General features: G+C 74.6%; 23 protein-coding genes. 9 read left to right on the plus strand and 14 right to left on the minus strand.

What is annotated here, in order from left to right; genetic code table 11:
• Nucleotides 1–40: 40 nt before the first annotated feature.
• The gene (locus tag ACFXAM_RS25955; RefSeq protein WP_380294640.1) at nt 41–1,327 is read right to left on the minus strand and encodes a hypothetical protein; all 1,287 of its coding nucleotides are present in this window, start codon (nt 1,325–1,327) and stop codon (nt 41–43) included.
• Nucleotides 1,328–1,790: 463 nt separating this feature from the next.
• Between ACFXAM_RS25955 and ACFXAM_RS25960 the strand changes: the two genes are divergently transcribed.
• Nucleotides 1,791–3,398, plus strand: coding sequence for an ABC-F family ATP-binding cassette domain-containing protein (locus ACFXAM_RS25960; RefSeq protein ID WP_380294641.1), 1,608 nt, complete (start codon nt 1,791–1,793; stop codon nt 3,396–3,398).
• 12 nt (nt 3,399–3,410) lie between these two features.
• Here the strand turns inward: ACFXAM_RS25960 and ACFXAM_RS25965 are convergent, their stop codons facing one another.
• A complete protein-coding gene (locus tag ACFXAM_RS25965; protein WP_380294642.1) occupies nt 3,411–4,880 on the minus strand; it encodes a S41 family peptidase in 1,470 nt (489 codons plus the stop codon).
• Between the two features lie 237 nt (nt 4,881–5,117).
• Between ACFXAM_RS25965 and ACFXAM_RS25970 the strand changes: the two genes are divergently transcribed.
• On the plus strand, nt 5,118–5,330 hold the full coding sequence (locus ACFXAM_RS25970; RefSeq protein ID WP_344322900.1) for a hypothetical protein: 213 nt from the start codon (nt 5,118–5,120) through the stop codon (nt 5,328–5,330).
• 43 nt (nt 5,331–5,373) lie between these two features.
• Nucleotides 5,374–5,745 carry a toxin Doc gene (locus tag ACFXAM_RS25975; RefSeq protein ID WP_380294661.1) on the plus strand — a complete coding sequence of 124 codons (372 nt, stop codon included), beginning with the start codon at nt 5,374–5,376 and terminating at the stop codon, nt 5,743–5,745.
• Nucleotides 5,746–5,830: 85 nt separating this feature from the next.
• Here the strand turns inward: ACFXAM_RS25975 and ACFXAM_RS25980 are convergent, their stop codons facing one another.
• The 6 genes from ACFXAM_RS25980 to ACFXAM_RS26005 form a co-directional block, all read right to left on the minus strand.
• Entirely contained in the window at nt 5,831–6,553 is a 723-nt protein-coding gene (locus tag ACFXAM_RS25980) for a response regulator (protein ID WP_380294643.1), read from the minus strand.
• Complete coding sequence (locus tag ACFXAM_RS25985) at nt 6,550–7,851, minus strand: histidine kinase (RefSeq protein WP_380294644.1); 1,302 nt, start codon at nt 7,849–7,851, stop codon at nt 6,550–6,552. The genes ACFXAM_RS25980 and ACFXAM_RS25985 overlap by 4 nt, the downstream gene beginning before the upstream one ends.
• Nucleotides 7,848–8,939, minus strand: coding sequence for a hypothetical protein (locus tag ACFXAM_RS25990; RefSeq protein WP_380294645.1), 1,092 nt, complete (start codon nt 8,937–8,939; stop codon nt 7,848–7,850). Before ACFXAM_RS25990 ends, ACFXAM_RS25985 begins: the two co-directional genes overlap by 4 nt.
• Before the next feature lie 115 nt (nt 8,940–9,054).
• Nucleotides 9,055–10,095: a hypothetical protein gene (locus ACFXAM_RS25995; protein WP_380294646.1), complete on the minus strand. Its 1,041-nt coding sequence runs from the start codon at nt 10,093–10,095 to the stop codon at nt 9,055–9,057.
• An 82-nt stretch (nt 10,096–10,177) separates the two neighbouring features.
• Nucleotides 10,178–12,319, minus strand: a complete 2,142-nt coding sequence (locus ACFXAM_RS26000) for a DUF6571 family protein (RefSeq protein WP_380294647.1) — start codon at nt 12,317–12,319, stop codon at nt 10,178–10,180.
• Nucleotides 12,320–12,349: 30 nt separating this feature from the next.
• The gene (locus ACFXAM_RS26005) at nt 12,350–12,826 is read right to left on the minus strand and encodes a hypothetical protein (RefSeq protein WP_380294648.1); all 477 of its coding nucleotides are present in this window, start codon (nt 12,824–12,826) and stop codon (nt 12,350–12,352) included.
• Nucleotides 12,827–13,058: 232 nt separating this feature from the next.
• On the opposite strand from ACFXAM_RS26005, the gene ACFXAM_RS26010 reads away from it, so the two are divergent.
• The 4 genes from ACFXAM_RS26010 to ACFXAM_RS26025 are packed head-to-tail and all read left to right on the plus strand — an operon-like array spanning nt 13,059 to nt 18,918.
• Nucleotides 13,059–14,264 (plus strand): CaiB/BaiF CoA transferase family protein, encoded by a 1,206-nt coding sequence (locus ACFXAM_RS26010; protein ID WP_380294649.1) that lies wholly within the window; start codon nt 13,059–13,061, stop codon nt 14,262–14,264.
• A gap of 27 nt (nt 14,265–14,291) precedes the next feature.
• Nucleotides 14,292–15,434 (plus strand): acyl-CoA dehydrogenase family protein, encoded by a 1,143-nt coding sequence (locus ACFXAM_RS26015; protein WP_380294650.1) that lies wholly within the window; start codon nt 14,292–14,294, stop codon nt 15,432–15,434.
• Between the two features lie 51 nt (nt 15,435–15,485).
• The gene (locus ACFXAM_RS26020) at nt 15,486–16,700 is read left to right on the plus strand and encodes an acetyl-CoA C-acetyltransferase (RefSeq protein ID WP_380294651.1); all 1,215 of its coding nucleotides are present in this window, start codon (nt 15,486–15,488) and stop codon (nt 16,698–16,700) included.
• A gap of 40 nt (nt 16,701–16,740) precedes the next feature.
• Nucleotides 16,741–18,918: a 3-hydroxyacyl-CoA dehydrogenase NAD-binding domain-containing protein gene (locus ACFXAM_RS26025; protein ID WP_380294652.1), complete on the plus strand. Its 2,178-nt coding sequence runs from the start codon at nt 16,741–16,743 to the stop codon at nt 18,916–18,918.
• On the opposite strand, the gene ACFXAM_RS26030 is transcribed toward ACFXAM_RS26025, so the two are convergent.
• The 3 genes from ACFXAM_RS26030 to ACFXAM_RS26040 all read right to left on the minus strand — a co-directional run bounded on the left by ACFXAM_RS26030 (nt 18,919) and on the right by ACFXAM_RS26040 (nt 21,838).
• The gene (locus tag ACFXAM_RS26030; RefSeq protein WP_380294653.1) at nt 18,919–19,668 is read right to left on the minus strand and encodes a MerR family transcriptional regulator; all 750 of its coding nucleotides are present in this window, start codon (nt 19,666–19,668) and stop codon (nt 18,919–18,921) included.
• Between the two features lie 135 nt (nt 19,669–19,803).
• Entirely contained in the window at nt 19,804–20,838 is a 1,035-nt protein-coding gene (locus ACFXAM_RS26035) for an isopenicillin N synthase family dioxygenase (RefSeq protein ID WP_380294654.1), read from the minus strand.
• Between the two features lie 232 nt (nt 20,839–21,070).
• On the minus strand, nt 21,071–21,838 hold the full coding sequence (locus tag ACFXAM_RS26040) for a MerR family transcriptional regulator (RefSeq protein WP_380294655.1): 768 nt from the start codon (nt 21,836–21,838) through the stop codon (nt 21,071–21,073).
• Nucleotides 21,839–21,977: 139 nt separating this feature from the next.
• Here ACFXAM_RS26040 and ACFXAM_RS26045 point away from each other — a divergent pair, with 139 nt between their 5' ends.
• The gene (locus tag ACFXAM_RS26045) at nt 21,978–22,412 is read left to right on the plus strand and encodes an SgcJ/EcaC family oxidoreductase (protein WP_380294656.1); all 435 of its coding nucleotides are present in this window, start codon (nt 21,978–21,980) and stop codon (nt 22,410–22,412) included.
• Between the two features lie 7 nt (nt 22,413–22,419).
• Here ACFXAM_RS26045 and ACFXAM_RS26050 read toward each other — a convergent pair whose 3' ends face one another.
• The 3 genes from ACFXAM_RS26050 to ACFXAM_RS26060 all read right to left on the minus strand — a co-directional run bounded on the left by ACFXAM_RS26050 (nt 22,420) and on the right by ACFXAM_RS26060 (nt 26,188).
• The gene (locus ACFXAM_RS26050; protein ID WP_380294657.1) at nt 22,420–23,439 is read right to left on the minus strand and encodes an acetamidase/formamidase family protein; all 1,020 of its coding nucleotides are present in this window, start codon (nt 23,437–23,439) and stop codon (nt 22,420–22,422) included.
• A complete protein-coding gene (locus ACFXAM_RS26055) occupies nt 23,436–24,893 on the minus strand; it encodes an APC family permease (RefSeq protein WP_380294658.1) in 1,458 nt (485 codons plus the stop codon). The genes ACFXAM_RS26050 and ACFXAM_RS26055 overlap by 4 nt, the downstream gene beginning before the upstream one ends.
• 179 nt (nt 24,894–25,072) lie before the next feature.
• Nucleotides 25,073–26,188, minus strand: a complete 1,116-nt coding sequence (locus ACFXAM_RS26060) for an ABC transporter substrate-binding protein (RefSeq protein WP_380294659.1) — start codon at nt 26,186–26,188, stop codon at nt 25,073–25,075.
• 99 nt (nt 26,189–26,287) lie between these two features.
• On the opposite strand from ACFXAM_RS26060, the gene ACFXAM_RS26065 reads away from it, so the two are divergent.
• Complete coding sequence (locus tag ACFXAM_RS26065) at nt 26,288–26,734, plus strand: MarR family winged helix-turn-helix transcriptional regulator (protein WP_380294660.1); 447 nt, start codon at nt 26,288–26,290, stop codon at nt 26,732–26,734.
• The last annotated feature ends 54 nt before the right edge of the window (nt 26,735–26,788 follow it).

A 26,788-nucleotide genomic window follows, 5' to 3' on the forward strand; every position in this document is an offset into this window, starting at 1 on the left:
GCCACCGCCCCCGGCGGCGGGGTTCAGCGCGTGACCGGGGTCACTTGCTCTTCTTGGCGAAGTACTCCAGGGCGTGCTGGGCGACGTCGTCCAGGTAGGGGCCGGCCTCCCAGGTGTTGTCGAACCCGCCGATGGAGGTGTCCGACACCAGGACCTGCTTGCCGTCCCTGGTGGTGAACCAGCCGCCGCCGCTGTCGCCGCCGGTGCCGTTGCAGCCGGTCATCAGCATGGTCGGGCGGGCCGGGTCCATCGAGCGGCGGGCGGGCTTGCCGGCCTCGCAGTGCTCCAGCTCCATGCCGTCGAACGGCTTGCCGGCCGGGTAGCCGTAGGTGCTCACGGTGGCCATCTGCTCGCGCGGGGCGTTGAACCAGACCGGCACCGAGCCGCCGACGACCTCCTCCAGGGACTTGGCGCTGCCGTCCGGGTTGGCCACCCGGAGGATGCCGAAGTCGTACTGGCTCCACGGGCCGCCGTTCTCCGGGTCGGCCTCGGCCGTCCACTGCGGGGCGACCATGCCCGCGACGGCGCCCCACTCGCCGTACGGCTCGGCCTCGGCGAGCGAGCCCTGCTTGCCGCCGCTGACCGCGCCGCTGCTGTTGAACGCCGGGGCGAAGGTGATGTTGGTGTGGTACTTGCCGCCCTTGCCGCCGTGCAGGCAGTGGCTGGCCGTCCAGACCAGGTTGCTCCGGCCCGGGTTGGCCGGGTCGGAGACGACGGTGCCGGAGCAGACGTAGTCCTGGTTGCCGTCCTGGAAGAACAGCTTGCCGTTGACGTGGGCCGGCTTGGCGTACGGGTGGGCGACGGGCTTCATCTCGACCGGCTTCGGCTGCGGGTCGTTCTGGCCGCCGCCGGTGCCGCCGGTCCCGCCGGTGCCGCCACTGCCGGGCGGGGGCGGGGTGGCGCCGGTCGGCTGGGCCGTCGGGGCCGCCGACGTCGGCTGTGCGGTGGGCTGCGCGGTCGGCTGCGTCGTGGGCTGTGCGGTGGGCTGGTTGCCCGGGCCGGGCTTGGCCGGCTTCGCCCTGAGGATCTTCTGGAGGTCCCAGAAGCCCTTGACCGCCGGGGTGATGACGTTCTGCTGGGCCCACTTGTCCCAGTCGTCGAAGCTCCACTTCTTGAGCTCGTCGGCGGTCGGCAGCTTGATCGGCGGCAGGCCGCCCGGCTTGCCGGTGGAGTCCGCGGCGGGCGCGGTGGTCGCGGCGGTCTGCGCGCCGGACGGGGCGGCGGCCGGGTCGCTGTTCTCCGGGCCGCACGCGGTCGCGACGACCATGGTCAGTGCGACGGCGGAAGCGCCCAGCGCGGCACGCGTCGCCCGGGATATCGGTGACATGAGTTCTGTTCCCCCTGTGAATGCACGCCACGGCCGCGAATGTCGACCGGGTGGCAGGGGAGGAGTCTGCCACGCGCGGCGGACACCCCCGGCCGCGCGGACCGGTCCGGGGCACGGCTGTCACCGGATCGGCACGCGATCGGCACCGAAAAAACCGGTTGCACGCGGCCGGGCCGCTCCGTAGCGTCATCCCTGCCAGTCGCCAGAACAGGAGTAGGCCCTTGATCTACTGAGGTCCCGAGACACCGCCCCCCGCCGCACCGCAGCCATGCCACCGCCTTGTCGCCGGTCATGCCACTGCCCGCGGTCCGTGAGTGTGCGCGTGCCCGACCTCAGTGGTGAGCCGGCCCGGCGTCCCCCGTCGCTCCGCCGACCCCGGCCCTCCCTCCCCGGTCCCGCCCGTGCCCGCGGTGTCTCCCCGTGTTGCTCCACGACCACGTCGGCGACCTCCGGGAGGCTCTCCATGGCACAACCCACCACCTCACTCCTCTGCACCGACCTCTCCTTCGAGTGGCCGGACGGCAGGCCCGTCCTCGACGGCTTCCACCTCGCCGTCGGCCCCGGCCGCACCGGGCTGATCGGGCTCAACGGCGCGGGGAAGTCCACCCTGCTGCGCCTGCTGGCGGGCGAACTCACGCCCACCTCGGGCACCGTCAGGGCGGTCGGCGAGATCGGCCACCTGCCGCAGGGCCTCACCCTGGACACCGGCCTGCGGGTCGACGAGGCGCTCGGCGTCCGGGCCGCCCGCGAGGCCCTGCACGCCATCGAGACCGGCTCCACCGACCAGCGGCACTTCGACGCGGTCGGCGACGACTGGGACGTCGAGGAGCGCGCCCGCGCGCTGCTCGACCGGCTCGGCCTGCACCGGCTCGACCTCGACCGCACCACCGGTGAACTCTCCGGCGGCGAGGCCGTGCTGGTGCGGCTGGCCACCCTGCTGCTGCGCCGTCCCGACGTCCTGCTGCTCGACGAGCCGACCAACAACCTCGACCGCGCCGCCCGTGAGCGGCTCTACGAGACGGTGGCCGGCTGGGGCGGCGTGATGGTGATCGTCAGCCACGACCGCGAACTGCTCCAGCACGTCGACCAGATCGCCGAACTGAGGGACGGCCGGGTCACCTGGTACGGCGGCAACTTCGCCGAGTACGAACGCACCGTCGCCGCCCAGCAGGAGACCGCCGAGCGGCTGCTGCGCAACGCCGAGGCCGATGTCCACCGCCAGAAGCGGGACCTGGCCGAGGCCCGGATGCGGCTGGAGCGCAGCGCCAGCTACGGCAGGAAGCGCTCGGTCACCCGCAACGACCCGCACATCGTCGCCGGCAAGCTCAAACGCCAGGGCCAGGAGACCGCGGGCCGGCTCCAGGGCATGCACACCGAGCGGCTGGAGGAGGCCAGGCGCAAGCTGACCGCCGCCGAGGAGGCCGTCCGGGACGACGCCGAGATCCGGATCGACCTGCCCCGCACCGCCGTGCCGGCCGGGCGCACCGTGCTCACCCTGCAGAAGGTCCGGATGCCGCACGGCATCACCGCCCACCTCGACCTGCGCGGGCCCGAGCGGATCGCCCTGGTCGGCCGCAACGGCGCGGGGAAGTCCACCCTGCTGCGCACCATCGCCGGTGAACTCGCCCCGCTGGAGGGCGAGGTCACCACGCCGGTGCCGCTGCGCCACCTCCCGCAGCGGCTGGACCTGCTCGACGACAAGCTGACCGTGGTGGGCAACGTCAAGCTGTTCGCGCCGGGCACGGGGGACAACGCGGTCCGGGCCCGGCTGGCCCGGTTCCTCTTCCGCGGCGGGCGGGCCGACCAGCCGGCCGGCACGCTCTCCGGCGGCGAGCGGTTCCGCGCCACCCTGGCCGCGCTGCTGCTGGCCGACCCGCCGCCGCAGCTGCTGCTGCTCGACGAGCCGACCAACAACCTCGACCTGGCCAGCGTCCGCCAGCTCACCCAGGCGCTGGCCGCGTACCAGGGCGCGCTGATCGTCGCCAGCCACGACCTGCCGTTCCTGCGCGGCCTGGGCGTCACCCGCTGGCTGGAGCTGGACGGCGAACTGAGGGCGGTGGACCCGATGTGACGCGGTGACGGCTCAGCGGCGGCCGGCCCCGGCGGCGAGCAGCCGCCGGGCCTCGGTCAGGGCGGAGTCCTTCAGCCCGGCCAGCTCCTCCGGGGTGAAGACCGGGGTGCGGACGTCCGGCGGGATGCCCGGGCCGTCGAAGGTGCTGCCGTCGCGGGTGAGGAACTTCTCGTTCGGCAGGCCGGCGAGCAGGTCGTCGGAGAGCGGCTTGAGCATGACGTCGGAGAAGACGCCCTGGGTGTTCTCGCCGATCCGCACCGGCGCCGGGCGCCGTTCCGCCATCGCCTGGGTGAAGGTCTCGCCCGCGCTCACCGTCGAGCCGGCGGTGAGCAGGGCGACCGGCCCGGTGTAGCGGGCCGCCCCGGCGGCGGGGCGGACGGTCGCCGCCTGGGGCCGGGTGAAGGCGGTCGGGTCGGCCGGGTCGTTGCGCGCCACCTTGCGGTAGGCGAGGAAGGGCCGGTCGGTGAGCCGGGAGGCGATCCGCAGGCCCAGCTCGTCCGAGCCGCCGCCGTTCAGCCGGAGGTCGATCACCAGGCCGTCGAGCCGCTCGGGGTGGGCGAGCAGGGTGTCCAGCGCCCTGTCCAGCTCGGCCGCGTGGGCCTGGTAGGGGCCGTCGTCGACGTACCCGTCGAAGCTGCTCACCCGCAGGTAGCCGATGCCGCCCGGCAGTTCGCCGACACCCAGCCGGCCGCGGCCGAAGGTCTGCTCCGGGGCGAGGAGCTGGGCGGCGACCGCCCGGCCCGCCTGCTCCCGCAGCTGGTCGCTCGGCTCCTGGGTGCCCGGGCGCAGCCCCCCGAAGACCAGGTCGTAGCCGCCGTCGGCCGCCTTGCGGCCGAGGAAGGTGTGCGCGTCGCCGAGCGGTTCGAGCAGGCCCGTGATGATCCCCGCGAGCGCGGTGGTGTCGGTCCCCGGGGTGATGGTCGCCCGGGCCTGCGCGCCCCGGGCCTTCCAGTCGACGCCCTTGGCGGCGAAGAAGGGGTAGTTCTCCTCGAAGGTCGCCCAGAACCGGTCGAAGACCGCGAGCGGGTCCTGCGGCGCCGGACGGGTGCATCGGGCCGGCAGCCCGGGCAGCCGGGAGAGGTCCTTGGCCGAGCTGGCGCCGTCCTCCTTGTACACGGCCCGGTCGCGCCCCCGGGGCGTGACGGTCAGCTCCCCGTACCCCTTGCCGGGCCGGCCGTACCGGACGGCGCCGCCGTGGCCGGGCGCGCCGACCTGGGTGCCGTCCAGGAACCCCGGGGTGCAGCTGATCCTGGTCACGTCGTAGGTGGTGAGGGTGGTGCCGTGGATCTCCGCGATCGTGCCGTAGCCGTCCACCTGCCAGACGCCCTCCAGCCGGTTGACGCCCGGCCGTTGGGCCGGGCCGTCCCCGTCCGCCGCCGCCCCCGCCGCGCCCGCCGCGCCGACCGTGCCCGCCGTCACCGCGAGTGCGACCGCCGTGATCGCCGCCGCCCGGGCCACCGGCCTCCGCCGTTCGATACCCATGCCGTCCCCTGCCGTCTCCAGGTCCGGGCCTCCCCCGCGGAACCCCTCCGCCGCCCTCGGGTCGACGGTACGGACCGGTTGAGCCGCCGCACGTCAGCCTGCGGAGCGGTCCGCACCGGGACCACGGAGGTACGCCGGGCGCGCCGGGCTCCGACCGGCGGCGTACACCCGGCCGCAGCGGCGTCGGGGTCACCGGCTCGGTGTCCAACTCCCGTGCGCTCCAGTACCATCGGCGCCATGCCAGCACTCAACATCGAGTACACGGAGCACGAGCTCGCCGCGATCCGCGAGGCGGCCGCCGCCGACGGCAAGAGTGTCAAGGCGTATGTGCACGACCTGAGTGTGCGGGAGCAGCAGCGCCGGGTGTTCGTCTCCCACGCGGTGGCCTTCTGGAACGCGCACCGCGAGGAGTTCGACCGGGAGTTCCCGGAGGACGCGCCGGCCGCCTGAGCGGGCGGGGCGGGGAGGGGCGGGCGACCGGGGTGCCGCGATGATGCTGCTGCGGGTCGATCTGCGCTGGCTGCTCGACGTCCAGGAGCTGGCCTCGCCGGAGGACCTCAGCGTGCGGGACTACTCGGCGCTGCAGGCGGCCGTCGCCCGGCACCGGGTGAACACCGCACAGCTCGGCCACGACGCGGATCCGGCGTGGTGCGCGGCCACCCTGATGCACACGATCGTGCTGCTGCGGCCGCTTCCCGTGCGCAACAACCTGTACGCCTGCATGACGACGGCGGCGTACATGCACGCGGCCGGCGAGGGCATCGACCCGCCGTACGGGGCGCTGGTGGAGCTGGCCCGGGACATCGCCGAGGGGCGGGCGGACGTCTTCGCGGCGGCCGACCGGATCCGGTCCTGGCGGATCTGAGCGGGACCGGCCGGCCACCGCCCTCGGCCGCGCACCCCGCCCTCGGCCGCGCACCCGCCGGGTCCTCGCCCCCGCCGGTTCCCCGTCAGCCCGGCAGCACGAACCCCGACTCGTACGCCGCGATCACCGCCTGGGTGCGGTCCCGCGCGCCCAGCTTGGCCAGCACGCCGCCCACGTGCGTCTTCACCGTCTCCTGGCTGAGCACCAGCCTCGCGGCGATCTCCCCGTTGTTGAGCCCGGCCGCCATCAGCCGCAGCACCTGCCCCTCCCGCTCGGTGAGCCGGCCGACCGGGCCGCGTTCGGGCGCCGGACGGGAGGTCCGTGCGGCCGGCGCCGCGTAGCGCAGGGCGAGGTCGCGCACGGCCGCCGGGAACAGCAGCGAGTCGCCGCGCGCGATCAGCCGCACCGCCTGCACCATCTCCTCGGCCCGTGCCCGCTTCAGCAGGAACCCGGCCGCCCCCGCCCGCAGCGCGTCGTACACGTGGTCGTCGTGCTCGAAGGTGGTGACCACCAGGATCCGGGGCGGTTCGGCCATCCCGGCGACCAGCTGCTCGGTGGCCCGGATGCCGTCGATCCCCGGCATCCGCACGTCCATCAGCACCACGTCCGGCCGCAGCGCGCGCACCAGCGGCACCACCTCGGCGCCGTCGGCCGCCTCGCCGACCACCGTGAGGTCCGGCTCGGCGTCGATCACCACCCGCAGCCCCGTGCGCACCAGCCGTTCGTCGTCGGCGATCACCACCCGGACCGGCCCGCCCGCGCTCCCGCTCCCGCTCCCGCTGCTCTTGCTGTTGCCGTTGCTGTTCAACGCTCTCCTCCCACCGGCAGCCAGACGGCCAGCCGCCACGTCGTCCCGTCGTCCACCGGCCCGGCCTCGCAGCCGCCGCGCAGCGCCGCCGCGCGCTCGCCGATCCCGCGCAGCCCGCGTCCGCCGCCGGGCCGGCTGGGCCGTAACCGGCCGAGCGGGTTGGTCAGTTCGATCTCCAGCCGCCCCCCGGCCGGGGCGACCCGCAGCCGGGCCGGTTCGGAACCGGCCGGGCCGGCGTGCCGCAGCACATTGGTCAGGCCCTCCTGGACGATCCGGTAGGCCTCGCGGGAGAACGCGGCCGGCAGCCGGTCCAGGCCGGGGGCCAGCTCGGCGTCCACCGCGAGCCCGGTGCGGGCCAGCTGCCGCAGCAGGTCCTCCAGCCCGGCGAGGGTCGGTCCGGCGGGCCCTGCCGCGTCGCCGTCCTCCTCGCGCAGCAGCCCCAGCACCGCGTCCAGTTCGGCGACGGCGCCGCGCGCGGTCTCCTCGATGGCGGCCAGCGCCTGCGCCGCGAACTCCGGGTCGGTGCGCAGCACCCGGGCGGCGGCCGAGGCCTGGATGCCGACGGCGCTCAGCGCGTGGCCGACCGAGTCGTGCAGTTCACGGGCCAGCCGGTTGCGCTGGGCGAGCACGACGGCCCGCCGTTCGGCGGTGGCCAGCCGCTCGTCCGGGGTCGGGCCGAGCAGCACGGGCGCCCACCGCGCCAGCAGTGCGCCGAGACCGGCGCTGGTGCCGACGATCAGGGCCAGCAGTGCCACGCCCAGCACCGGGCCGGGCAGCCAGCCCGGCACGCCGCGCTCCTCCCAGAACCGCACCATCTCCTCGAAGCCGGTCGGCCGCAGGATCAGCACCACCGCGAACGGCGCCCCGGCCAGCGTCATCCCGCTGACGACGCCGCCGAACAGCAGGTGCAGCACGAACCACCCGGCCGTCCGCCGCCGCGCCGCCCAGGACCGCGCGGGGCCGGTGACCACCTCCGCCGCCCGCCGGGGCGCGCACAGGGCCAGGGCCGCCGCACCCTCCAGCGCCCGGACGGTCGGGACCAGGGCGGTGACGGCGGCCATCGGCAGCGAGGCGCCGAGCGCGGCGAAGTAGAGCAGGACCTGCGCCAACGAGCCCTTGCGCGGATCCAGCGCGCCCAGCGCGACCGTCGAGAGCATCCAGTACGGCATCAGCAGCGCCCCGCCGAGCACCAGGTGCACCCAGCGCAGCCGGGCCCGCCGCCCGAGCAGCGCACCCGCCGCCCGCCGCAGCGCCCCGCCGCCGCTCCCCTCCGACTCCCGACCCGCCCCCGTGATCACTCCGCCGACTCTACGTCAGCACCCCCGGCCGGGAGGCCGGTCGTCGCCGCCCAGGCGGTGTCCGGGACGGCTCCCGCCGCCGCCCGCTCCACCAGCGCGACCGCGCCCACGGCCAGCACCAGCAGCCCGGTCACCACCTGCACCGCCTCCACCAGCGGCAGCAGCCCCGGCACCGCCTCGCGCGGGTCGGCGGAGGCGCTGACCGTCGTCCCGAACGCCACCAACTGCCAGGCGCCCCAGGCGAACACCGACCCGGCGGCGGTCCACACCACCGCGAGCGGCCCGCGCAGCCGCCACTCCGGTCGGCGCCGGAACACCAGCACCAGCAGCGCCGCCGCCGCGGCCACCGCCATCGCGGCCGTCACCGCGTCCATGACCGCCACGCTCCGGCCGCGCTCCTCCCGCCACGCCACCGGCAGCCCGGCCGCCCCGCCGAACGCCCAGTACAGCCGGGCCGCCGCGATCCCGGCGGCGAGCAGCGCGGCCGCGCAGGCGAAGGCCCGCTGGGTGCTCAGCGTGGGGGAGTGCGGCAGGTCGCCGATCCGGTCGCGGCGCAGCAGCCCGGCCCAGCGCTCCCGCGCGTACAGCAGGAACCCGGTGATCAGCGCCAGCCCCTGGACGGCGAAGCCGCCGTAGACGAGGGTGAACACCCAGCCGCTCGGCCCGTCGTCCTTCCCGGCCCCCGCCGCCTCCGGGCCGAGCACCAGGGCGGCGAGCAGGACGAGCGGAAGCGCGACCAGCAGGGTGCCGAGCAGTCCGGTCGCGACCCACATCGGGAAGGCCAGCAGCCCGGCGGGCGCGCGCCGCCCCCACGGCCGGACGAACGCCAGGGCCAGGACGACGGCGACGGCGTCCATGCCGAAGGTGAGCAGGTTGAGGAGCCACAGGTCGTCCATGGCATCGGCGTCCCCGGCCCCGACCGGGTGACCGGTGAGCCAGAGCAGCTTGAGGGTGAGGTAGGGAACGGTCGCGGCGACGGCCACCACGGCCGCCGCCGTCCGCACCCGGCCGACGGGCGCGGGTGCGGCGGGTGCGGCGGCGGGTGCGGCGGCCGGGGCCGTGGACAGGACCGGAAGCGTCGAGGTCATGCCCCCACGCTCCCGCGCACCCGTCCGCCCGCACCTCCTCCGGCCATCCGATCCGCCTCCCCCGCCGGGGGGAACCCGAGGGGGGACGGGCGGTCCCCGGGGAGGACGGAGGCCGCTAGGGAACGATCGGCTCGCAGCCGATCGCCTTCCCGGCGGCGGTCAGGAACTGCGTCCAGACGGCCCCGGTGTCGGGCAGCAGGTGCTGGCTGCGGAGGGCCGGTGCGGGGCGCTCCTCGTAGTGGAAGTACGTCCTGCGGCCCTGGCAGAGGGCCACCACGTCCTCGTTCCCGGTGCCGGCCCACGTGCTGCGGCCGAACGCCGTGGAGCGCTCCTGGTCCGCCGGGAGGTCCACCACCCGGGGCTCGGTGACGACCACGAACGAGGCCACGGGCCTCCCGGTCGGCCGGTCGGTCACGGTGCAGGACCAGACGGGGGAGAACGCCGTGGTGGCCTGCTGGCGGTACCAGTCCTCGTGGTCCGCGTCGGGCGCCTTGGCGACCGCCATGCCGGGGAGGCCGCAGAGGTTGTTCCAGTCGACCGGCTGCTCGGCGCCCGCCGGGGAGAGCGTCGTCGGCGCGGGCGGTGCGGTGCCGCAGGTGCGGTCCTTCGCGGCGAGGCCGGCGAGCTCGACGGCGAGCCGGGCGATGCCTTCCGCGTGGTCGCCGTCCTTCCCGTCGTGTCCGGTGCCGACCGAGGCCCGCAGTCCGGTGGGGCAGCCTTCCGGAAGCAGCGCCCAGGCGCCACCCGGGGTCACCGCGCCCACGGCACCGTGGTCGGCGAAGAGCCGTGCCCCCGGGCGGGATTCGGCGCCCACGCTCCGGTTCACCGAGAGCCCGAACCCGACGCTCTTCCCGGTGTCCCCGAACAGGCCGAAGTCCACCGTGGCGCGGCAGTACTGCGTCGGGTCGACGGCGGTGGGGGAGTAGCCGGGGGACTTCTCCTCGCTGATCCGCCCCGGTCCCAGCGCGGCGTGCACGGCGTCCGCGCTCGCCGCGCCCCCGCACACGCGGTCCGGGCCGAGCACGTTGGTGTATCCGAACAGCAGCAGCCCGGCCGCCCCGGCCGTGATCGCCAGCAGCACCCCGGCCGCCCGCAGCCGCAGCGACCGGGTGGTGAACCCGCGCCTGCTCAGCGCCGTGTCGACCCGCTCGCCCACGGGCCGGTGTTGCCGGGGTTCCCGGGGTTCCCGGGGCTCCCGGTCTTCCTGGTGTTCCTGCGTCGGTCCGCTCATCGGTTCATCAGCTCCGCCCCAGTGCGCGGCGGTACGCGTCGTCCACGCCGGTCTGGTAGCTCGCGTTGACGTCGGTCAGCAGCGTGGTGGTGACCCCGCCGGTGGCGTTGACCTCCTCCTTCGGGATGCCGGCGGCCAGGGCGCGCTCCCGGATCATCGCCTTGAGCTGCTCGTCGCCGGCCCGGAAGGTGTCCGAGATCTGCTCGGTGGCCTTCAGGCTCTCGTCGTTGTTGAGGTTGTTGGCGTAGACGGAGGTGCCGACGTCCACGAGCCGCTGGACCGCGTCGCCGACCATCGGGACGGGCGTGACCGGGGCGCCGAGCAGGTGGTAGTCCATCTTGGCGTTCCAGTTGTTGCGGAAGATCGCGTCGTCCCGGTGGTCGGCGATGACGTCGGTGCGCACACCGCTGAGGGTGCCCATCACCTCGCCGGCCTCGCGGGTGAAGCCCTGGATCTTGTGGTCGGGCCGCCCGGTCTGGTCCGGCTGGAAGGCCTCGGCGGGGTACTCGTTCAGCCGCCGGGCGACCTCCTGGCTCTCCGCGTAGTGGACGACCTTGAACGCCTCGGGGTCCTCGGCGACCCCGCGGATGGTCCGCAGCATCTGCTCCCGGCCGATGGTGAGCTTGCTGGTCTCGGAGGTGCCGCCGGTCTCCTTGCCGAGGATCTCGTAGGTGTCGGGGGCGTAGTCGGCGATCATCTCGGCGAGCGGCCGGCGCAGCGCGGCGGGCAGCTCGTTCTCGTGGCCGGCCTTGGGGCCGCCGAAGTGGGTGACGGTCTCGGACATGATCCGCGCCATCGCCTCGTCGTGCGGGCGGGCCGGCGGCTGGTCGCCGTGCGGGTCGCGGCCGGTGGTGGCGGCCTGGAGGGCGTCGCCGAAGGCGCCGCGCGAGGTGTCCCGGGCCAGGCCGTCCACCTGGTTGTGCTCGTAGCCCTGGTTGGGCCACGTGCGGTCCTTGAGCAGGTAGTCGAGGTTCTTGTTGGCGCCCGGGTCGAGGAACTCCTTGGACGCCTCCGGGTTGTGGCTCATCGCCTTCATCAGCCCGCGCATCGGGTCGCCCTGCTTCCCGGTGACGTTGCCGTAGTCCGGCCCCCAGAGCTCCTCGCCCTTGAGTTTGCTGCCGCGCTCGTAGTCGACCAGGTCGTTGCCGACCCTGGTGAGGAACGGCTTGTCGAAGTCGCCCTTGGTGCCCATCAGTTCGGTGAGCGCCCGGTAGTTGTCGTTGTACCCGGCCGCCGATCCGCCCGGCTTGCGGGCGGCCTTGAGCAGGTCGTCCTCCCAGGCCTTGCCCATGCCGCCGTCCTTGGTGGCGGTGGCGAGCACCTGGCCGAGGTTGCCGTAGAGGTCCTGGTACTGCTGGGCGTTGTGGTCGCCCCGGGCGAGGTCGCCGTAGACCTTGGCGTAGTCGAGCAGCGCCTCGGGGCCCTTGTGGCCACCGGCGTTGAGGCTGTTGAGCAGGCTGGTGGAGAACTCCTTGGAACCGGAGCCGGTGGCCATCAGGTCCTGCAGCCGCTTCAGCTCGTCGTCGGAGAGGCTGCCGCCCTTGGTCAGCAGGTCGGCGGCGCGCCTGGCGTCGGCCGCGTCGCCGCCGCCGTAGGGCTTGGCGTTGAAGGCGGTGGTGCTGGTGCCGATGTCGGTCTGCAGGGCGACGGAGGCGCGCTGGTCGGCGGCGGTGGCCTGTTGCACGGCCTTGGTGAGCCGGGCGGATATCGCCTCGGCCTTGGCCTTCATCTCCTCGTCGTACTTCTTGATCGCCGGACCGGCGTCCGGGTCGTTGTGCGAGCAGGGCATCGGCGGCCAGCGGACGTCGCCCTCGGCGCCGACGGTCAGGGTCTGGGTCTCGGCGTCGTGGATCGCGGTGTCGAGGGCCTTGCGGGCGGCGGTGAAGTCGGCGGCCGCGTCGCGGATGATCGCGGCGAGCGCCTTGGCGACCGCGGCGGCCTGGGTGACATCGGTGTCGACGCCCTTGAGGGTGGCGCCCGCCTGGATCGCGGCGGGTCCCTCCCAGCCGGCCCGCTGCGGGGTGCCGGTGAGGTCGCGGGCGACGCGCGAGTCCAGCGCGTCGAGGGCGGTCGCCATCGAGGTCCAGGCCTCGGCGGTCTCGGTGACGCCGGCGAAGTCGGCCTCGTGGAGTTCCTTGAAGGACACCATGGGGGTTGCTCCTCTCCTCTCCCCGGCGGCTCAGCGGCCGGGGCGGCCGAGCCGGCCGGCGATGGACGTCTCGTTGGTCTGGTAGGCGCGCTGGGTGGCGTCCAGGTTGTCGGCGGTGCCGGTCAGCTTGTCGTGCAGGGTCTTGCACTGCTGGAGCCAGCGCTCGGTGGAGCCGGTGAGCGCGCCGCCGAAGGCGAAGCCGCGGATCCTCCCGGCGGCGGTGGAGGCGTGCTCGGCGAGGTTGTTGCCGCCCTTGCCGTTGGCCTTGTCGAGGTCGGCGGCGATCTGCCGGGCGATGCCGGCCGAGGCGTTGAGCTCGTAGGGGCGGTCCAGCCGGGTGGTGGTGCCGCCCGGGTTCACACCGGGGGAGGGCGACGGCACCGGGCCCGGCGTGGCGGCGGGCGTGCCCGCGGCGGGGGCCGGGGTGGGCGTCGGCCGGGGCGTGGGGGCGGCGAACGGCGAGGTACTGGGCGCGACCGGCCCGGTGGTGAACCCTGGGTAGACCATGTGCGGCTGCTCTTCCTTCCTCCGGATCCGACGGGAGGTCAGCAGCCCCCCGCCGGGGACGACGGTACCGGGCTGTCCGTAGACGTACCGAGGCACCCTCCGCGAGCGCCGCCGCACGGTGTGCGCCGGGGGCCGCGGCACAGGCGGAGAGGTCTTGTTACTGAACGGTCGCTTCCCTATCATCGCGAGTGTGACAGCTTTACTGTCAGACTTCCTCGACCCCGGAGGGGCAGTGGCGTCCGAACAGGGCAGGGCCGGTGGCGGGCGCGGCGAGCGCGGCGGACCGCTGGCCGGTGTGCGCGTGGTGGAGCTCGCCGGGATCGGCCCGGGGCCGTTCGCCGCGATGCTGCTGGGCGACCTCGGCGCCGACGTCGTCCGGGTCGACCGGCCCGAACCCTCGCCGCTGGGCATCGACCCGGCCCACGACGTCGCGGGCCGCAACAAGCGCTCGGTGGTCGTCGACCTCAAGGCCCCGGGCGGGTCCGGCCTGGTGCTCGACCTGGCCGCCCGCGCCGACCTGCTGATCGAGGGCTACCGGCCCGGCGTCGCCGAGCGCCTCGGGGTCGGGCCCGAGGCCTGCCTGGCCCGCAACCCCGCGCTGGTGTACGGGCGGATGACCGGCTGGGGCCAGGACGGGCCGCTGGCCGCCCGGGCCGGGCACGACCTCGGGTACGCGGCGGTCTCGGGTGCGCTCGGCCTGGTCGCCCCCGCCCCCGCCCCCGACGCCGTGGGCGCCCCGGGCGCCGCCGAGGGGCCGCCCGGCATCCCCGCCAACCTGCTCGGCGACTACGCCGGGGGCTCGCTCTACCTGGTCGTCGGCCTGCTCGCCGCCCTGCACCACGCCCGCGCCACCGGAGCCGGCCAGGTCGTCGACGCCGCCGTCGTCGACGGCGCCGCCCACCTCACCGCCGTCCTCCAGGGCCTGCTGGCGGGCGGGCGGTGGCAGGACCGCCGCGGCGTGAACCTGCTGGACGGCGGCGCGCCGTTCTACGCCGTCTACCCGGCCGCCGACGGCGGCCACCTCGCGGTGGGCGCCCTGGAGCCGCAGTTCTACGCCGAGTTCGCCCGGCTGTTGGAGCTCGGCCCGGACGCCCCCGGCCAGTGGGACACCGCCCGCTGGCCCGAGCTGCGGGCCGCGATCGCCGCGCGCTTCGCCACCCGCCCGCGCGCCGCCTGGGAGGCCGTCTTCGCGGGCTCCGACGCCTGCGTGGAGCCGGTGCTGACGATGCGTCAGGCCCATCGCCATCCGCATCTGGTGAGCCGGGGGACGTACGTCGAGGCGGACGGCGTCACCCAGCCCGCCCCCGCCCCGCGGTTCTCCGCCACCCCCGGCGCGCTGCGCCGCCCGCCCGCCCGGCCGGGCGCCGACGCCGCCGAGGTGGCCGCCGACTGGGGCGTGCCCGGGCTGGACCCGCCGGCCGCGCCGCCGACCGCCTGAACTCCCCACCCCGCCAAGGAGCCTGCCGTGCAACGCGACCTCTTCACCGACGAGCACGAGGACTTCCGGGTCACCGTCCGGTCCTTCCTCGCCAAGGAGGTGCTACCGCACTACGACCGCTGGGAGCAGGCCGGCATCGTCGACCGCGCGGCCTGGCTGGCCGCCGGCCGGCAGGGCCTGCTCGGCCTCGCCGTCCCCGAGGAGTACGGCGGCGGTGGCACCGCCGACTTCCGCTACGCCGCCGTGCTGGCCGAGGAGTTCGCCCGGGCCGGCGCCTCCGGACTGGCGCTCGGCCTGCATAACGACATCATCGGCCCCTACCTCACCTCGCTCGCCACCGAGGAGCAGAAGCGCCGCTGGCTGCCCGGGTTCTGCACCGGTGAGCTGATCACCGCGATCGCGATGACCGAGCCCGGCACCGGCTCCGACCTCCAGGGCATCCGCACCCGGGCGGTCGACCGGGGGGACCACTTCCTGCTCGACGGCGCCAAGACGTTCATCTCCAACGGCATCCTCGCCGACCTGGTCGTCGTGGTCGCCCGCACCACCGCCGAGGGCGGCGCGCACGGTCTCAGCCTGCTGGTCGTCGAGCGCGGCACGCCCGGCTTCGAGCGCGGCCGCAACCTCGACAAGATCGGCCAGAAGGCCCAGGACACCGCCGAGTTGTTCTTCCGGGACGTCCGCGTCCCGAAGGAGAACCTGCTCGGCGAGCTCAACCAGGGCTTCCTGTACCTGATGCGCAACCTCGCGCAGGAGCGGCTCACCATCGCCGCCTCCGCGATCGCCGGCGCCGAGCACCTGGTCGAGCTCACCACCGCCTACGTCAAGCAGCGCGAGGCGTTCGGCCGGCCGCTGGCCAAGCTCCAGCACGTCCGCTTCGAGATCGCCGAACTGGCCACCGAGTGCGCGGTCACCCGCACCTTCGTCGACCGCTGCATCACCGAGCACAACCGCTTCGCGCTCACCCCGGCGGACGCCTCGATGGCCAAGTGGTGGGCCACCGAGCTGCAGAAGCGCACCGCCGACCGCTGTCTCCAGCTCCACGGCGGCTACGGCTACATGGCCGAGTACCCGGTCGCCCGGGCGTTCACCGACGGCCGCATCCAGACCATCTACGGCGGCACCACCGAGATCATGAAGGAGATCGTGGGCCGCTCCCTCCTCGACTGATCCCCACCACCCGGCTCCGCCGTCACCCCCCGCCCCGAAAGGCTCCCCACCGTGACCACCGAAGCGTACGTCTACGACGCGATCCGAACCCCGCGCGGCCGGGGCAAGGCCACCGGCTCCCTGCACGGCACCAAGCCGATCGACCTGGTCGTCGGCCTGATCCACGAGATCCGCCGCCGCTTCCCGGACCTCGACCCGGCGGCGATCGACGACATCGTGCTCGGCGTGGTCAGCCCGGTCGGCGACCAGGGCTCCGACATCGCCCGGATCGCCGCCATCGCCGCCGGCCTGCCGGACACCGTCGCCGGCGTCCAGGAGAACCGCTTCTGCGCCTCCGGCCTGGAGGCCGTCAACCTGGCCGCCGCCAAGGTCCGTTCCGGCTGGGAGGACCTCGTCCTGGCCGGCGGCGTCGAGTCGATGTCCCGGGTGAAGATGGCCTCGGACGGCGGTGCCTGGTTCGCCGACCCGATGACGGCCTACGAGACCAACTTCGTGCCGCAGGGCATCGGCGCCGACCTCATCGCCACCATCGAGGGCTTCTCGCGCACCGACGTCGACGCGTTCGCCGCCGAGTCCCAGGCCCGCGCCGCCAAGGCCCAGGCCGACGGCCTGTTCGACCGCTCGGTGGTCCCGGTCCGCGACCGCAGCGGCCTGGTGGTGCTGGAACGCGACGAGTTCATCCGCCCCGGCACCACCGTGGAGACGCTCGCCGGACTCAAGCCCTCCTTCGCCGCGATCGGCGAGGCCGGCGGCTTCGACGCCGTCGCCCTGCAGAAGTACCACTGGGTGGAGGCGATCGACCACGTCCACCACGCCGGCAACTCCTCCGGCATCGTCGACGGCGCCGCGCTGGTCGCCATCGGCAACCGCGAGACCGGCGAGCGCTACGGGCTGCGGCCGCGCGCCCGGATCGTCTCCGCCGCCGTCTCCGGCTCCGAGCCGACCATCATGCTCACCGGCCCGGCGCCCGCCACCCGCAAGGCGCTCGCGAAGGCCGGGCTGACCGCCGCCGACATCGACCTGGTCGAGATCAACGAGGCCTTCGCCGCCGTCGCGCTGCGCTTCGTCCGCGAGATGGGCTTCTCCCCGGAGCAGGTGAACGTCAACGGCGGCGCGATCGCCCTCGGCCACCCGCTCGGCGCCACCGGCGCGATGCTGATCGGCACCCTCGTCGACGAGCTGGAGCGGCGCGAGCTGCGCTACGGCCTGGCCACCCTCTGCGTGGGCGGCGGCATGGGCATCGCCACCGTCGTCGAGCGCGTCTGACCCCCGTCCTCCTCCCCACCTCCTCCGGAGACCCGAACCCATGAGCGACACCACCACCATCCGCTGGGAGCAGGACCGGGACGGCGTGGTCACCCTCGTCCTCGACGACCCCGCCCAGTCCGTCAACACCATGAACGAGGCGTTCACCGCCGACTTCGAGGCCGTCGTCGCCCGCCTGGCCGGCCTCGCCGCCGCCGGCGAGCTGCGCGGCGTGGTCGTCACCTCCGCCAAGAAGACCTTCTTCGCCGGCGGCGACCTGCGGATGCTCTCCGCCGCCCGCCCCGAGGACGCCGCCGCCGTCTTCGAGAAGTCGATGCGGATCAAGCGCGCCCTGCGCACCCTGGAGACCCTCGGCCGGCCGGTCGTCGCCGCGGTCAACGGCAGCGCGCTCGGCGGCGGCCTGGAGCTGGCCCTCGCCTGCCACCACCGGATCGCCCTGAACACCCCCGCGAGCCGGATCGGCCTGCCCGAGGTCACCCTCGGCCTGCTGCCCGGCGGCGGCGGAATCGTCCGCACCGTCCGGCTGTTCGGCATCACCGACGCCCTGCTGAAGTTCCTGCTGCAGGGCCGCCAGTACCGCCCGGCGCAGGCCCTCGAACACGGCCTGGTGCACGAACTCGTCGACACTCCCGAGGAGTTGTCGGCCCGGGCGCGGGACTGGATCGAGGCGAACCCGTCCCCCGTCCAGCCCTGGGACGTCAAGGGCCACAAGATCCCCGGCGGCACCCCCAGCACCCCGGCCTTCGCCGCCAACCTGCCGGCCTTCCCCGCCAACCTGCGCAAGCAACTGGCCGGCGCCCCCTACCCGGCGCCGCGCAACGTGCTCGCCGCCGCCGTCGAGAGCGCCCAGGTGGACATCGACACCGCGATGGTGATCGAGGCGCGCTACTTCACCGAGCTGGCCTGCGGACAGACCGGCAAGAACATGATCCAGGCGCTCTTCTTCGACCTCCAGGCCGTCAACTCCGGCGCCGGACGGCCCGCTGCGGTGGAGAAGCGCACGGTCCGCAAGGTCGCGGTGCTCGGCGCCGGGATGATGGGCGCCGGCATCGCCCACGTCTGCGCCGAGTCCGGCATCGAGGTGCTGCTCAAGGACGTCACCGTGGAGGCCGCCGAGCGCGGAAAGGCCTACTCCGAGGGCCTGCTGGCGAAGGCGGTGGCGCGCGGGCGGCGCACCGGGGCGCAGCGCGACGAACTGCTCGCCCGGATCACCCCCACCGCCGAGGCCGCCGACCTGGCCGGCTGCGACGTGGTCATCGAGGCGGTCTTCGAGGACCCCGAGCTGAAGCACAAGGTGTTCCAGGAGATCGAGGGCGTCGTCGCCCCCGACGCCCTGCTCTGCTCCAACACCTCCACCCTGCCGATCGGCCTGCTCGCCGAGGGCGTGCAGCGCTCCGCCGACTTCATCGGCCTGCACTTCTTCTCGCCGGTCGACAGGATGCGGCTGGTGGAGATCATCCGCGGCCCGCGGACCGGGGACGAGGCGCTGGCCCGGGCCTTCGACCTGGTCCGGCAGATCAACAGGACGCCGATCGTCGTCAACGACTCGCGCGGCTTCTTCACCTCGCGGGTGATCGGCCAGTTCATCAACGAGGGCGTCGCCATGATCGGCGAGGGCGTCGAGCCGGCCAGCGTCGAGCAGGCCGCCGCCCAGGCCGGCTACCCGGCCAAGGTGCTCTCGCTGCTCGACGAGCTGACCCTCACCCTGCCGCGCAGGATCCGCAACGAGTACCGGCGCGCCGTCGAGGCGGCCGGCGGCGAGTGGACCGCCCACCCGGCGGACGCGGTGGTGGACCGGATGGTCGACGAGTTCGGCCGCCCCGGCCGCAGCGGCGGCGCCGGCTTCTACGAGTACGACGAGAACGGGGTGCGCGGCCGCCTCTGGCCGGGCCTGCGCGAGCACTTCACCCGCGCGGACGCCGCCGTCCCGTTCGAGGACCTCAAGGAGCGGATGCTGTTCAGCGAGGCGCTGGACTCGGTGCGCTGCCTGGAGGAGGGCGTGCTCACCTCGGTCGCGGACGCCAACGTCGGCTCCATCCTCGGCATCGGCTTCCCGGCCTGGACCGGCGGCGTGCTCCAGTACATCAACGGCTACCCGGGCGGCCCGGCCGGCTTCGCGGCCCGTGCCCGCGAACTCGCCGCCGCGTACGGGGAGCGGTTCGCGCCGCCCGCCCTGCTGGAGCGGATCGCCGCCGAGGGCCGCACCTTCACCGACTGATCACCGCTCGGGCGGGGCGGCCCGCCGCTCCTGCGCGGCCGCCCCGCCCGGCCCCGCGTCCAGCTCCTCCCGCAGCGACTTCTGGAACGCGGTGACCAGTGCCTGCGCCACCATCGGCCGGATGTGGTCGGTGAGCGCCTTCATCCGCTCCACGTCGTCCGGCGCCGGCTCGCTCTCCCGGTACGGCTTCCACACCGTCTCCCGGAACAGCCGCTGCAACTCCCGCGCCGTCGCCCGGCTGTGCTCCACCACCACCGCCCGTGCCGCCACCAGCGTCTCCAGCGGGATCGGCACGTCCAGGATCCGCACGCCCAGCGGCAGCAGCCCCGGGTCCACCCGGAATACCTCCGGGTCCGCCGTCCGCTCCAGCGCCCCCATCGCGGCCAGCCGGTCCACCTGCTCCTCCGACAGCCGCCGCCCGGCCCGCCGCTCCACCTCCGCCCGGCCCGCCTCCTCCGGCACCTCCGGCGTCCACGACGCCACCAGCGCCCGGTGGATCGCCAGGTCCAGCGGCGTGGTGCCCTGCGGCAGCCGCGCCAGGTACCGCTCGATCGCGGCCAGCGTCAGCCCCTGCCGCTGCAGCTCCTCGATCAGCCCCAGCCGGTCCAGGTGCTCCGCCCCGTACCACCCCACCCGCCGCGCCCCCAGCACCGGCGGCGGCAACAGCCCCTTCGTCCCGTAGAACCGCACCGTCCGCACCGTCACCCCCGCCCGCGCCGCCAACTCGTCCACCGTCAGCCGCACCTCCACCCCCGCCTCCCGCCGCGTCGCACCACCACTGTGACACCGCCAGTGTGACACCGCTGTCCCACCGGGTCCACGCGCCGGACGCGCAAGGGCCCGCGCTCCGGTGAGGAGCGCGGGCCCGGGTGCGCTGCCGTGGGCTCAGGCGGCGAGGTCGGGGTGGTGGCGGCGGGTGACTTCGGGGTGGGCGCGGGTGTAGCCCTTCCACTCGTTGAAGCCGAAGTCGGCGTAGAGGGGGTTGGCGGGGTCCTGGGTGGCGCCGGGGGCGTGGTGGGCGAGGGGGAAGTCCAGCGGCTCGATGTGGGCGTCGAGGCGGGGGTTGTAGAAGAACGGGACGGAGAAGCGCTCGCGGGCGCCGGGCGGGCTGACCACGCGGTGGCTGGTCGCCTTGAGGTAGCCGTCGGTGGCGACCTCCAGGAGTTCGCCGAGGTTGACGACGAAGGCGCCCTCCAGGGGCGGGACGTCCAGGAAGGAGCCGTCCGGGCGCTCCACCTGGAGGCCGCCGACGGTGTCCTGGAGGAGCAGGGTGATGAAGCCGTAGTCCTTGTGCGCGCCCACGCCCTGGGCGGCGCCGTCGGGGGCGGTGCCCGGGTAGCGGACCAGCTTGAGCCGCAGGTGGGGCCGGCCCGCGAAGGCGGGGTCGTAGAAGTCGGGGCGGGCGCCGATCGAGGCGAGGAGTTCGTGCAGCAGCGTGCGGGCCACCGCGCCGAGCCGGTCGATCCAGGCCAGGGCGGCGTCGCGCAGCTCGGGGAGGGCGGCGGGCCACTGGTTGGGGCCCTCCAGCCACCAGTACGGGGGCTCGCCGGGGGCGGGCACGTGCGGGGGCCGTTCGGCGCCGATGTCGAGCTGGTCGCGCCAGTCCCGGCTGCCGCCGGTGCGCTCGTCACCGGTGCGGGTGTAGCCGCGGTAGTGCGGGGAGTGCAGGTTGGCGACGGCGAGGCGGTCGGCCTCGGGGAGGGCGAAGAAGGCGCGGGTGGCTTCGGTCAGGGCGGTCGTCTCGGCCGGGGTGACCCCGTGGCCGACGAGCTGGAAGAAGCCGACGCCGGTGGCCGCGGTCCGCAGTTCGTCGTGCAGGCGGGTGCGGTCCGCCGGGCTGCCGCCGGCGAGCGAGAGGTCGATCACCGGGAGGGCGTCGGCGGGGGCGTCGGCGGGGCTGGTGGGGTGCTGCTGCGTCATGGGGACATCCGCTGGGTCTCGTCCCGGCCGGCTCCGGTGGTGGACCGGGAACGCCGGGGACGCGCCTGGTGCGGCGGGTGTGCCCGGGCCGGGAGGGGGGACGCGGCCGCTGCGGGCCGCGCTGAGGGTGAGGGGTACGAGGGTCAGCCGGAGCGTCGACAGGACATGCTGGTCACGCGGAGCAGGTCCACGTGGCGACGGCGAACGAGAAGGAGCACCCCACCAGCCTAGGTCACCCGTTCGGGTGCGGGTGTGCGAATGCGTCCGGCAGCGTCGCCGTGAACGCCTCGATCGCGTCCCGCTGGTACTCGGCCAGCCCCGGGGCGATCGCCTCGTACGCCGCCCGCCACGGCCCGTTCTCCACGCAGCCGCGCCCCATCGCCCGGAATTCCGCGGCGGACACCGGCTGGACGGCGGTGAGCGCGCGGTACTGCCCGGCGACCCGGGCCCGCACCTCCTCGGCGCCGGCCGGCAGCCCGGCGGCCATCAGCTCGGCGAGCCCGATCATCAGCGCGGTGCGCTCGCGCTGCCCCGCCTCGACCTCCTCCGGCGTCATCGCCGCCACGGCCCGCCCGGCGGCCTCGGCCAGCTCCGGGAACGCGCGCAGCTCCTCCTCGTAGTCGGCGGGCCGGACCCCTTCGAACAGGTTCTCCGGCCGGTTGATCTCGGTCATCGGCGTACCGTCCTTCCTGGATCGCTCCAGATCGGTGATCGTGCGGGCGACGGTCGCGGCCAGCTCGTCGAGGCGGTCGCGCTCGGTGAGCAGCCGGCGGTGATGGCCGCGCAGCGCCTCCAGCTCGTCCACCTGGGCGGCCAGGACGCGGCCGATCTCGGACAGCCCCAGGCCGAGCGCCCGCAGCACGAGGATCTGCTGGAGCCGCAGCAGCTCCGGTTCCCCGTAGTAGCGGTGTCCGTTGGCGCCGGTCCGGGCGGGCGGCAGCAGCGTCCGGGCCGTCACCCGGGACATCCGGGCGACCTCCTCGATCGGCCAGCCGGCCATCCGCTCTCCCCTCACGTGTTCCACCGGGCCGGTCCCTCCGGCCCCGCTCACGACGGTAGGGGCTGCCGCTGCGGCAACCTCAAGCCCGCGGGGCGCCCGGCCTTGACCTCAACCGGACTTGAGATTCCACCATGGCCGCATGAACCCCATCACGAACGCCCTCATGAACGCCGGGTCCGTCGAGGCCGAGATCGCCGCCGTCCAGCAGGTGGTCGCCACCGTCCAGCACGCGCAGGTCAACGAGCTGACCGAGGAGTTCATCGGCCTGTTCCGCGAGGACGCGATCTGGACCACCGGGCACGGCCTGCTGCTGCGCGGGCGGGAGGAGATCGCCGAGTTCACCCGCAAGGTGCTGCCCGGGAGCTTCGCCGGCAGCGGCAGCACGGCCACCTACGAGGTGGTGCACGTGCTCTTCCTCCGCCCCGACGTCGCCGCCGTCAAGGTGCGCCAGCGCTACCTCGACGGCGACGGCGGGCAGATCGGGGAGGAGGGCAGCCCGCTGTACGTCATGGTGAAGGAGGACGGCCGGTGGCTGCTCACCGCCAATCAGAACACCGTTGTGCGGGGAACCTGATCCCTCTTCAACGCCCCCGCAGGTAGGTCGCGGCGATCTCCCGGAGCCGGTCGTGCAGGCCGTCGTAGGCCCGGGTGCGGCCGAGGACGGACTTCGGCAGCTTGGCGACCATCGTGTAGTTGGTGTCGCACACGTTGGCCGCGGGGGCCAGGCCGGCCTGGCTGACCAGCTGGTAGGCGTCCAGGGTGTCCAGGCCGAGCAGTTCGCCGCTCCAGCGGACGAGGTCGTGCTGGCTGATCCGGAAGGCGTCCTCCAGGGGCCGGGCCGAGCCGGTGGAGATCAGGTGGTGGTCGCTCTCCAGCCGGGGCCAGGCCGGTCCGCCGCCCTTGATCAGGTCGACCACCACCGTGGTGCGCATCGCGGTCTCGACCGCCGTCCCGCAGACCTCGCCCTCGCCCTGGCGTGCGTGGCCGTCGCCGATGGCGAGCAGCCCGCCGGGCACGTTGACGCCGAAGTAGGCGGTGGTGCCGGCCCGCATCTCGGGGGTGTCGAGGTTGCCGCCGTGCGCGCCGGGGGTGATCGACATCAGGGTCTCGCCGCCGGCCGGGGCGACGCCGACCGTGCCGTGCATCGGGTCCAGCCGGAGTTCGGTGGTGAAGTCGCTGTTGCGGGCCCGGAACCGGCAGACACCGGCCGCGACGTCCAGCTCGTACACCCAGACCCGCTCCTCCAGCGGGGCGTGCAGCATCGCCGTGCTGTGGGTGGCGGTGAGCGCACCGAAGTGCGGGAAGGTGCTGGAGATGCCCCAGTCGCGGGCCGGGGTGATCTCCACGAAATGCACGGCCAGGGTGTCGCCGGGTTCGGCGCCGGCCACCGCGATGGGTCCGGTGACCGGGTTGAGGTACGGGAACTCGCAGACCGCGCTCGGCAGGTCGGCGAAGCCGCGGACCCGGCCGCCGAAGCAGTCCTCGGTGGTCAGTTCGACGATCGTGCCGGGCCGGACGGTCACCAGCGGTTCGCGTCCGCCGAAGGTGTAGGCGTACTGGTCGGGCTCGGGCGAGAGGGAGACGACGTCGGGCAGGCTCACGGGTTCTCCTTGCCGGGGGCGGAAGCGGGGGCGGAAGCGGCGTCGGGTGCGGTGTCGGGCGTGGCGTCGGCGGCCACCGCCGCCAGGTTCGGGCGGCGGCCGGAGAGCAGCAGCCCGGTCAGGACGAGTCCGCCGATCGCCAGCCAGACGAAGCCGAGCCGCTGGGCGGCGATGTCCGCGTTCACGACCACGTACGCGAGGATCGCGAACCCGATCACCGGGGCGATGAGGTGGCGCCACCAGTCGCGGCTGCGGCGGCGGAACACGTAGTGCACCACGACGGACACGTGCAGGACGAGGAAGGTGGTCAGCGCGCCGAAGTTGACCAGGGTGGACAGCAGGGTGATGCCGTCCTCGCGCGAGGCGGTGTAGAGGCCGAGGACCAGCGAGACGCCCGCCGTCAGCAGGGTCGCGTTCACCGGGACGCGGTGGCGCGGGTGGACCTTGGCGAGGAACGCGGGCAGCTGGCGGTCGCGGGCCATCGCGAACAGCAGCCGCGAGGTGGCCGCCTGGGCGACCAGGGAGTTGGCGAAGCCCCAGGCCACGGCGGTCGCGGCGGCGGTGACGGTGGCGAGCCAGCCCCCGGCGGCGACGCGGGCCGCGTCGTAGAAGGCGGTGCCGTCGGGGTCGCCGTCGGCGATCAGCGCGCCCGGGTCCGGGACGAGCAGCGAGGCGATCCAGGTCTGTGCGATGAACAGCGAGCCGGCCAGCACCAGCGCGGCGATCATCGAGCGGCCGATGGCCTTGGTGGAGTCCTGGTTCTCCTCGGAGAGGGTGGAGATGCCGTCGAAGCCGAGGAAGCTCAGCACCGCGATCGACACCGCGCCGAAGACCAGGCTCCAGGAGAAGGTCTGCGAGTTGTAGACCGGCGTGAAGTCGAAGCCGCGGCCCTTGCCGGAGGCCAGCGCGGCCACGCCGAAGGCGATGAACACCACCAGCACCACGAGCTCGCCGATCAGCATCGCCTTGTTGACCTTGGAGGTCATCTCGACGCCGAAGTAGTTGACGGCGGTGTTCAGCAGCACGAAGCCGACCAGCCAGAGCCACACCGGCACCGCCGGGACCAGCGAGTTCATCGCCACGCCGGCGATCAGGTAGAGCAGGCCGGGCACGAGCACGTAGTCCAGCAGGATCATCCAGCCGGACAGGAAGCCGACCGGCGCCGCGATGCCGCGACCGGCGTAGGTGTAGACCGAGCCGGCCATCGGGAAGGCCCGGGACATCTGCGCGTAGGAGAGGGCGGTGAACATCATCGCCACCATCCCGAGCACGTAGGCCAGGGCGACCATGCCGCCCGAGCCCTGGAAGACGCTGCCGAAGATGCCGAAGGGGGCGATCGGCACCATGAAGACCAGGCCGTAGACCAGCAGGTCGGTGAAGCGCAGGGAGCGGCGCAGTTCCTGCTTGTAGCCGTAGCTCTCGATGCCGGCGGGGGAGGGGGGTGCTTCGGGCATGTGGGGGCTCTCTTCCGTGACGACCCGTGCTGGGGCGACCCGAGGTGGTGGGGAGACACTAGAGCCCGCTATTTCCAAATGGAAGGGTTTTGTGGATCGCGTCCGCATACCGAACACCGGATCGCGGTGCCGGAGCGTCCCCGGGCCGGTCCCGGCCCGGTCCCGGCCCGGCCGGCGCCCTACGACAGGACGGTGAACCCGAGCCCCTCCGCCCGCGCCAGGTGCACCCCGTCCCGGGCCGGCCCCAGCGGCGCCCGCGCCCACGCCCGCCGCACCGCCGCGCCGTCCCCGCGCAGCAGCCGCGCCGCCGCCCGCCCCAGCCCGTCGTCCGCGACCAGCTCCCCGTTCACCGCCAGCGCCGCCAGCAGGTGCAGCCCGTCGTACAACCCGACCGCGTAGGCGTCCAGCACCGGCGCGTACGGCCCGAACACCGCCCGGTGCTGCTCCGCCAGCCGCACCCGCCGCTCCTCCGTGAGGGACGCGAACGACGGCATCGAGGCGTACAGCGTGCCGGTGCCGTCCCCGCCGTACGCGAGCAGGCCGTTCTCCTCCAGCGCCCCGGACAGCCGCACCAGCCGGCGGTCCAGGCCGCTGCGGCGCAGCGCCCGCTTGAAGCGCACCAGGTCGGCGCCGATCAGGCTCAGCAGCAGCGCGTCCGCCCGCTCGGCGCGCAGCGCGTCCAGCAGCGGCTCCAGCGCCCGCTCCGCCGTCCCGAACGGCAGGTGCCGCTCCAGCACCACCCGCGCCCCGGCCCGGGCCACCGCCGCCCCGGCCGCCCGGTGCATCGCGTGCGGCCAGATGTAGTCGTTGCCGACCAGCGCCCAGCGGCGCAGCCGGTGCCGTTCGGTGAGCCGCTCCACCGCGCCCGCCAGCTGCCGCGCCGGGTCCGCCCCGGTGCAGAACACGCCCGGCAAGCGGTTGCCGCCCTCGTGCGGCGGCGTGTACACGTACGCGGTCCGCCCGGTGGTCACCGTCTCCACGGCCCGGTGCACATCGCTGGAGTGGCAGCCCGCCACCGCGTCCACCGCCCCGGCGTCCAGCAGCAGCGCCACCTCCCGGGCCACCGCCGCCGGAGTGCCGCCGCCGTCCACCAGCACCAGCTCCAGCGGCAGTCCGCGCACCCCGCCGCCCGCGTTCACCTCGTGCGCGGCCAGCAGCGCTCCGTCCAGGGCCGACGGCCCGGTCAGGCCGAGCGGCCCGGACTGCGGCACGACCAGGCCCACCCGCAGCGCCGGCGCCTCCCGGGGGAGGTACCGCGCGTCGAGCGGCTCCAGCAGCTTCACATCGGCGCTCATCGCTTGCGAGTATCGTCATGGCCAGCCGATCCGGCCAAACGAGGGCGTGGCGCCCGGGACCGGTGACCAGGACCAGCGACGGGGAAAAGAGACACGGCCATGACACCACCAGCCACCACCCCCGACGCCGTCGCCACCGACCGGCCCCTGCTGATCGAGCTGCTCACCATCGCCCAGCGCCGCCTCGCCCGCGACCTCGCCGGCCGCCTGGAGGCCGAGGGCTGCACCCTCGACCAGTGGCGCGTGATGCGCGCCCTCACCGAGGGCACCGGCCGCTCGATGGGTGAACTCGCCCAGGCCCTGGTCATCCCGCAGGCCAGCCTCAGCCGGATCGTCGACGCCCTCACCGAGGCCGGCTGGGTCTACCGCCGCCAGGACGAGCAGGACCGCCGCCGCATCACCGCGCACCTCTCCCGGCTCGGCCAGGCCCGCCTCGCCCGCCTCGACGCCCTCGCCGCCGCCCACGACGCCGCCGTCCGCACCGCGTGCGGCAGCCACGACCCGGGCCCGCTGCTGCGCCACCTCACCGGCGCGGCCGTCGCGTAGGGCGCGGCGGCCGGGGCGCGTGCGGGCCGGGCCGGGGGCGGCGCACCGCAGTGC

Origin of the sequence: Kitasatospora sp. NPDC059462, from assembly GCF_042749955.1 — a bacterium.
GTDB lineage: Bacteria > Actinomycetota > Actinomycetes > Streptomycetales > Streptomycetaceae > Kitasatospora.

Excerpts from the sequence above, each read along its gene's own strand:
- ACFXAM_RS25975 (WP_380294661.1), top strand. The coding sequence starts at position 5,374 with ATGCTGCTGCGGGTCGATCTGCGCTGGCTGCTCGACGTCCAGGAGCTG.
- ACFXAM_RS26005 (WP_380294648.1), bottom strand. The coding sequence starts at position 12,826 with ATGGTCTACCCAGGGTTCACCACCGGGCCGGTCGCGCCCAGTACCTCG.
- ACFXAM_RS26035 (WP_380294654.1), bottom strand. The coding sequence starts at position 20,838 with ATGACGCAGCAGCACCCCACCAGCCCCGCCGACGCCCCCGCCGACGCC.
- ACFXAM_RS26045 (WP_380294656.1), top strand. The coding sequence starts at position 21,978 with ATGAACCCCATCACGAACGCCCTCATGAACGCCGGGTCCGTCGAGGCC.
- ACFXAM_RS26065 (WP_380294660.1), top strand. The coding sequence starts at position 26,288 with ATGACACCACCAGCCACCACCCCCGACGCCGTCGCCACCGACCGGCCC.
- ACFXAM_RS25990 (WP_380294645.1), bottom strand. The coding sequence starts at position 8,939 with ATGACCTCGACGCTTCCGGTCCTGTCCACGGCCCCGGCCGCCGCACCC.
- ACFXAM_RS25955 (WP_380294640.1), bottom strand. The coding sequence starts at position 1,327 with ATGTCACCGATATCCCGGGCGACGCGTGCCGCGCTGGGCGCTTCCGCC.
- ACFXAM_RS25965 (WP_380294642.1), bottom strand. The coding sequence starts at position 4,880 with ATGGGTATCGAACGGCGGAGGCCGGTGGCCCGGGCGGCGGCGATCACG.
- ACFXAM_RS26000 (WP_380294647.1), bottom strand. The coding sequence starts at position 12,319 with ATGGTGTCCTTCAAGGAACTCCACGAGGCCGACTTCGCCGGCGTCACC.
- ACFXAM_RS26055 (WP_380294658.1), bottom strand. The coding sequence starts at position 24,893 with ATGCCCGAAGCACCCCCCTCCCCCGCCGGCATCGAGAGCTACGGCTAC.
- ACFXAM_RS25960 (WP_380294641.1), top strand. The coding sequence starts at position 1,791 with ATGGCACAACCCACCACCTCACTCCTCTGCACCGACCTCTCCTTCGAG.
- ACFXAM_RS26040 (WP_380294655.1), bottom strand. The coding sequence starts at position 21,838 with ATGGCCGGCTGGCCGATCGAGGAGGTCGCCCGGATGTCCCGGGTGACG.
- ACFXAM_RS26060 (WP_380294659.1), bottom strand. The coding sequence starts at position 26,188 with ATGAGCGCCGATGTGAAGCTGCTGGAGCCGCTCGACGCGCGGTACCTC.
- ACFXAM_RS26025 (WP_380294652.1), top strand. The coding sequence starts at position 16,741 with ATGAGCGACACCACCACCATCCGCTGGGAGCAGGACCGGGACGGCGTG.
- ACFXAM_RS25970 (WP_344322900.1), top strand. The coding sequence starts at position 5,118 with ATGCCAGCACTCAACATCGAGTACACGGAGCACGAGCTCGCCGCGATC.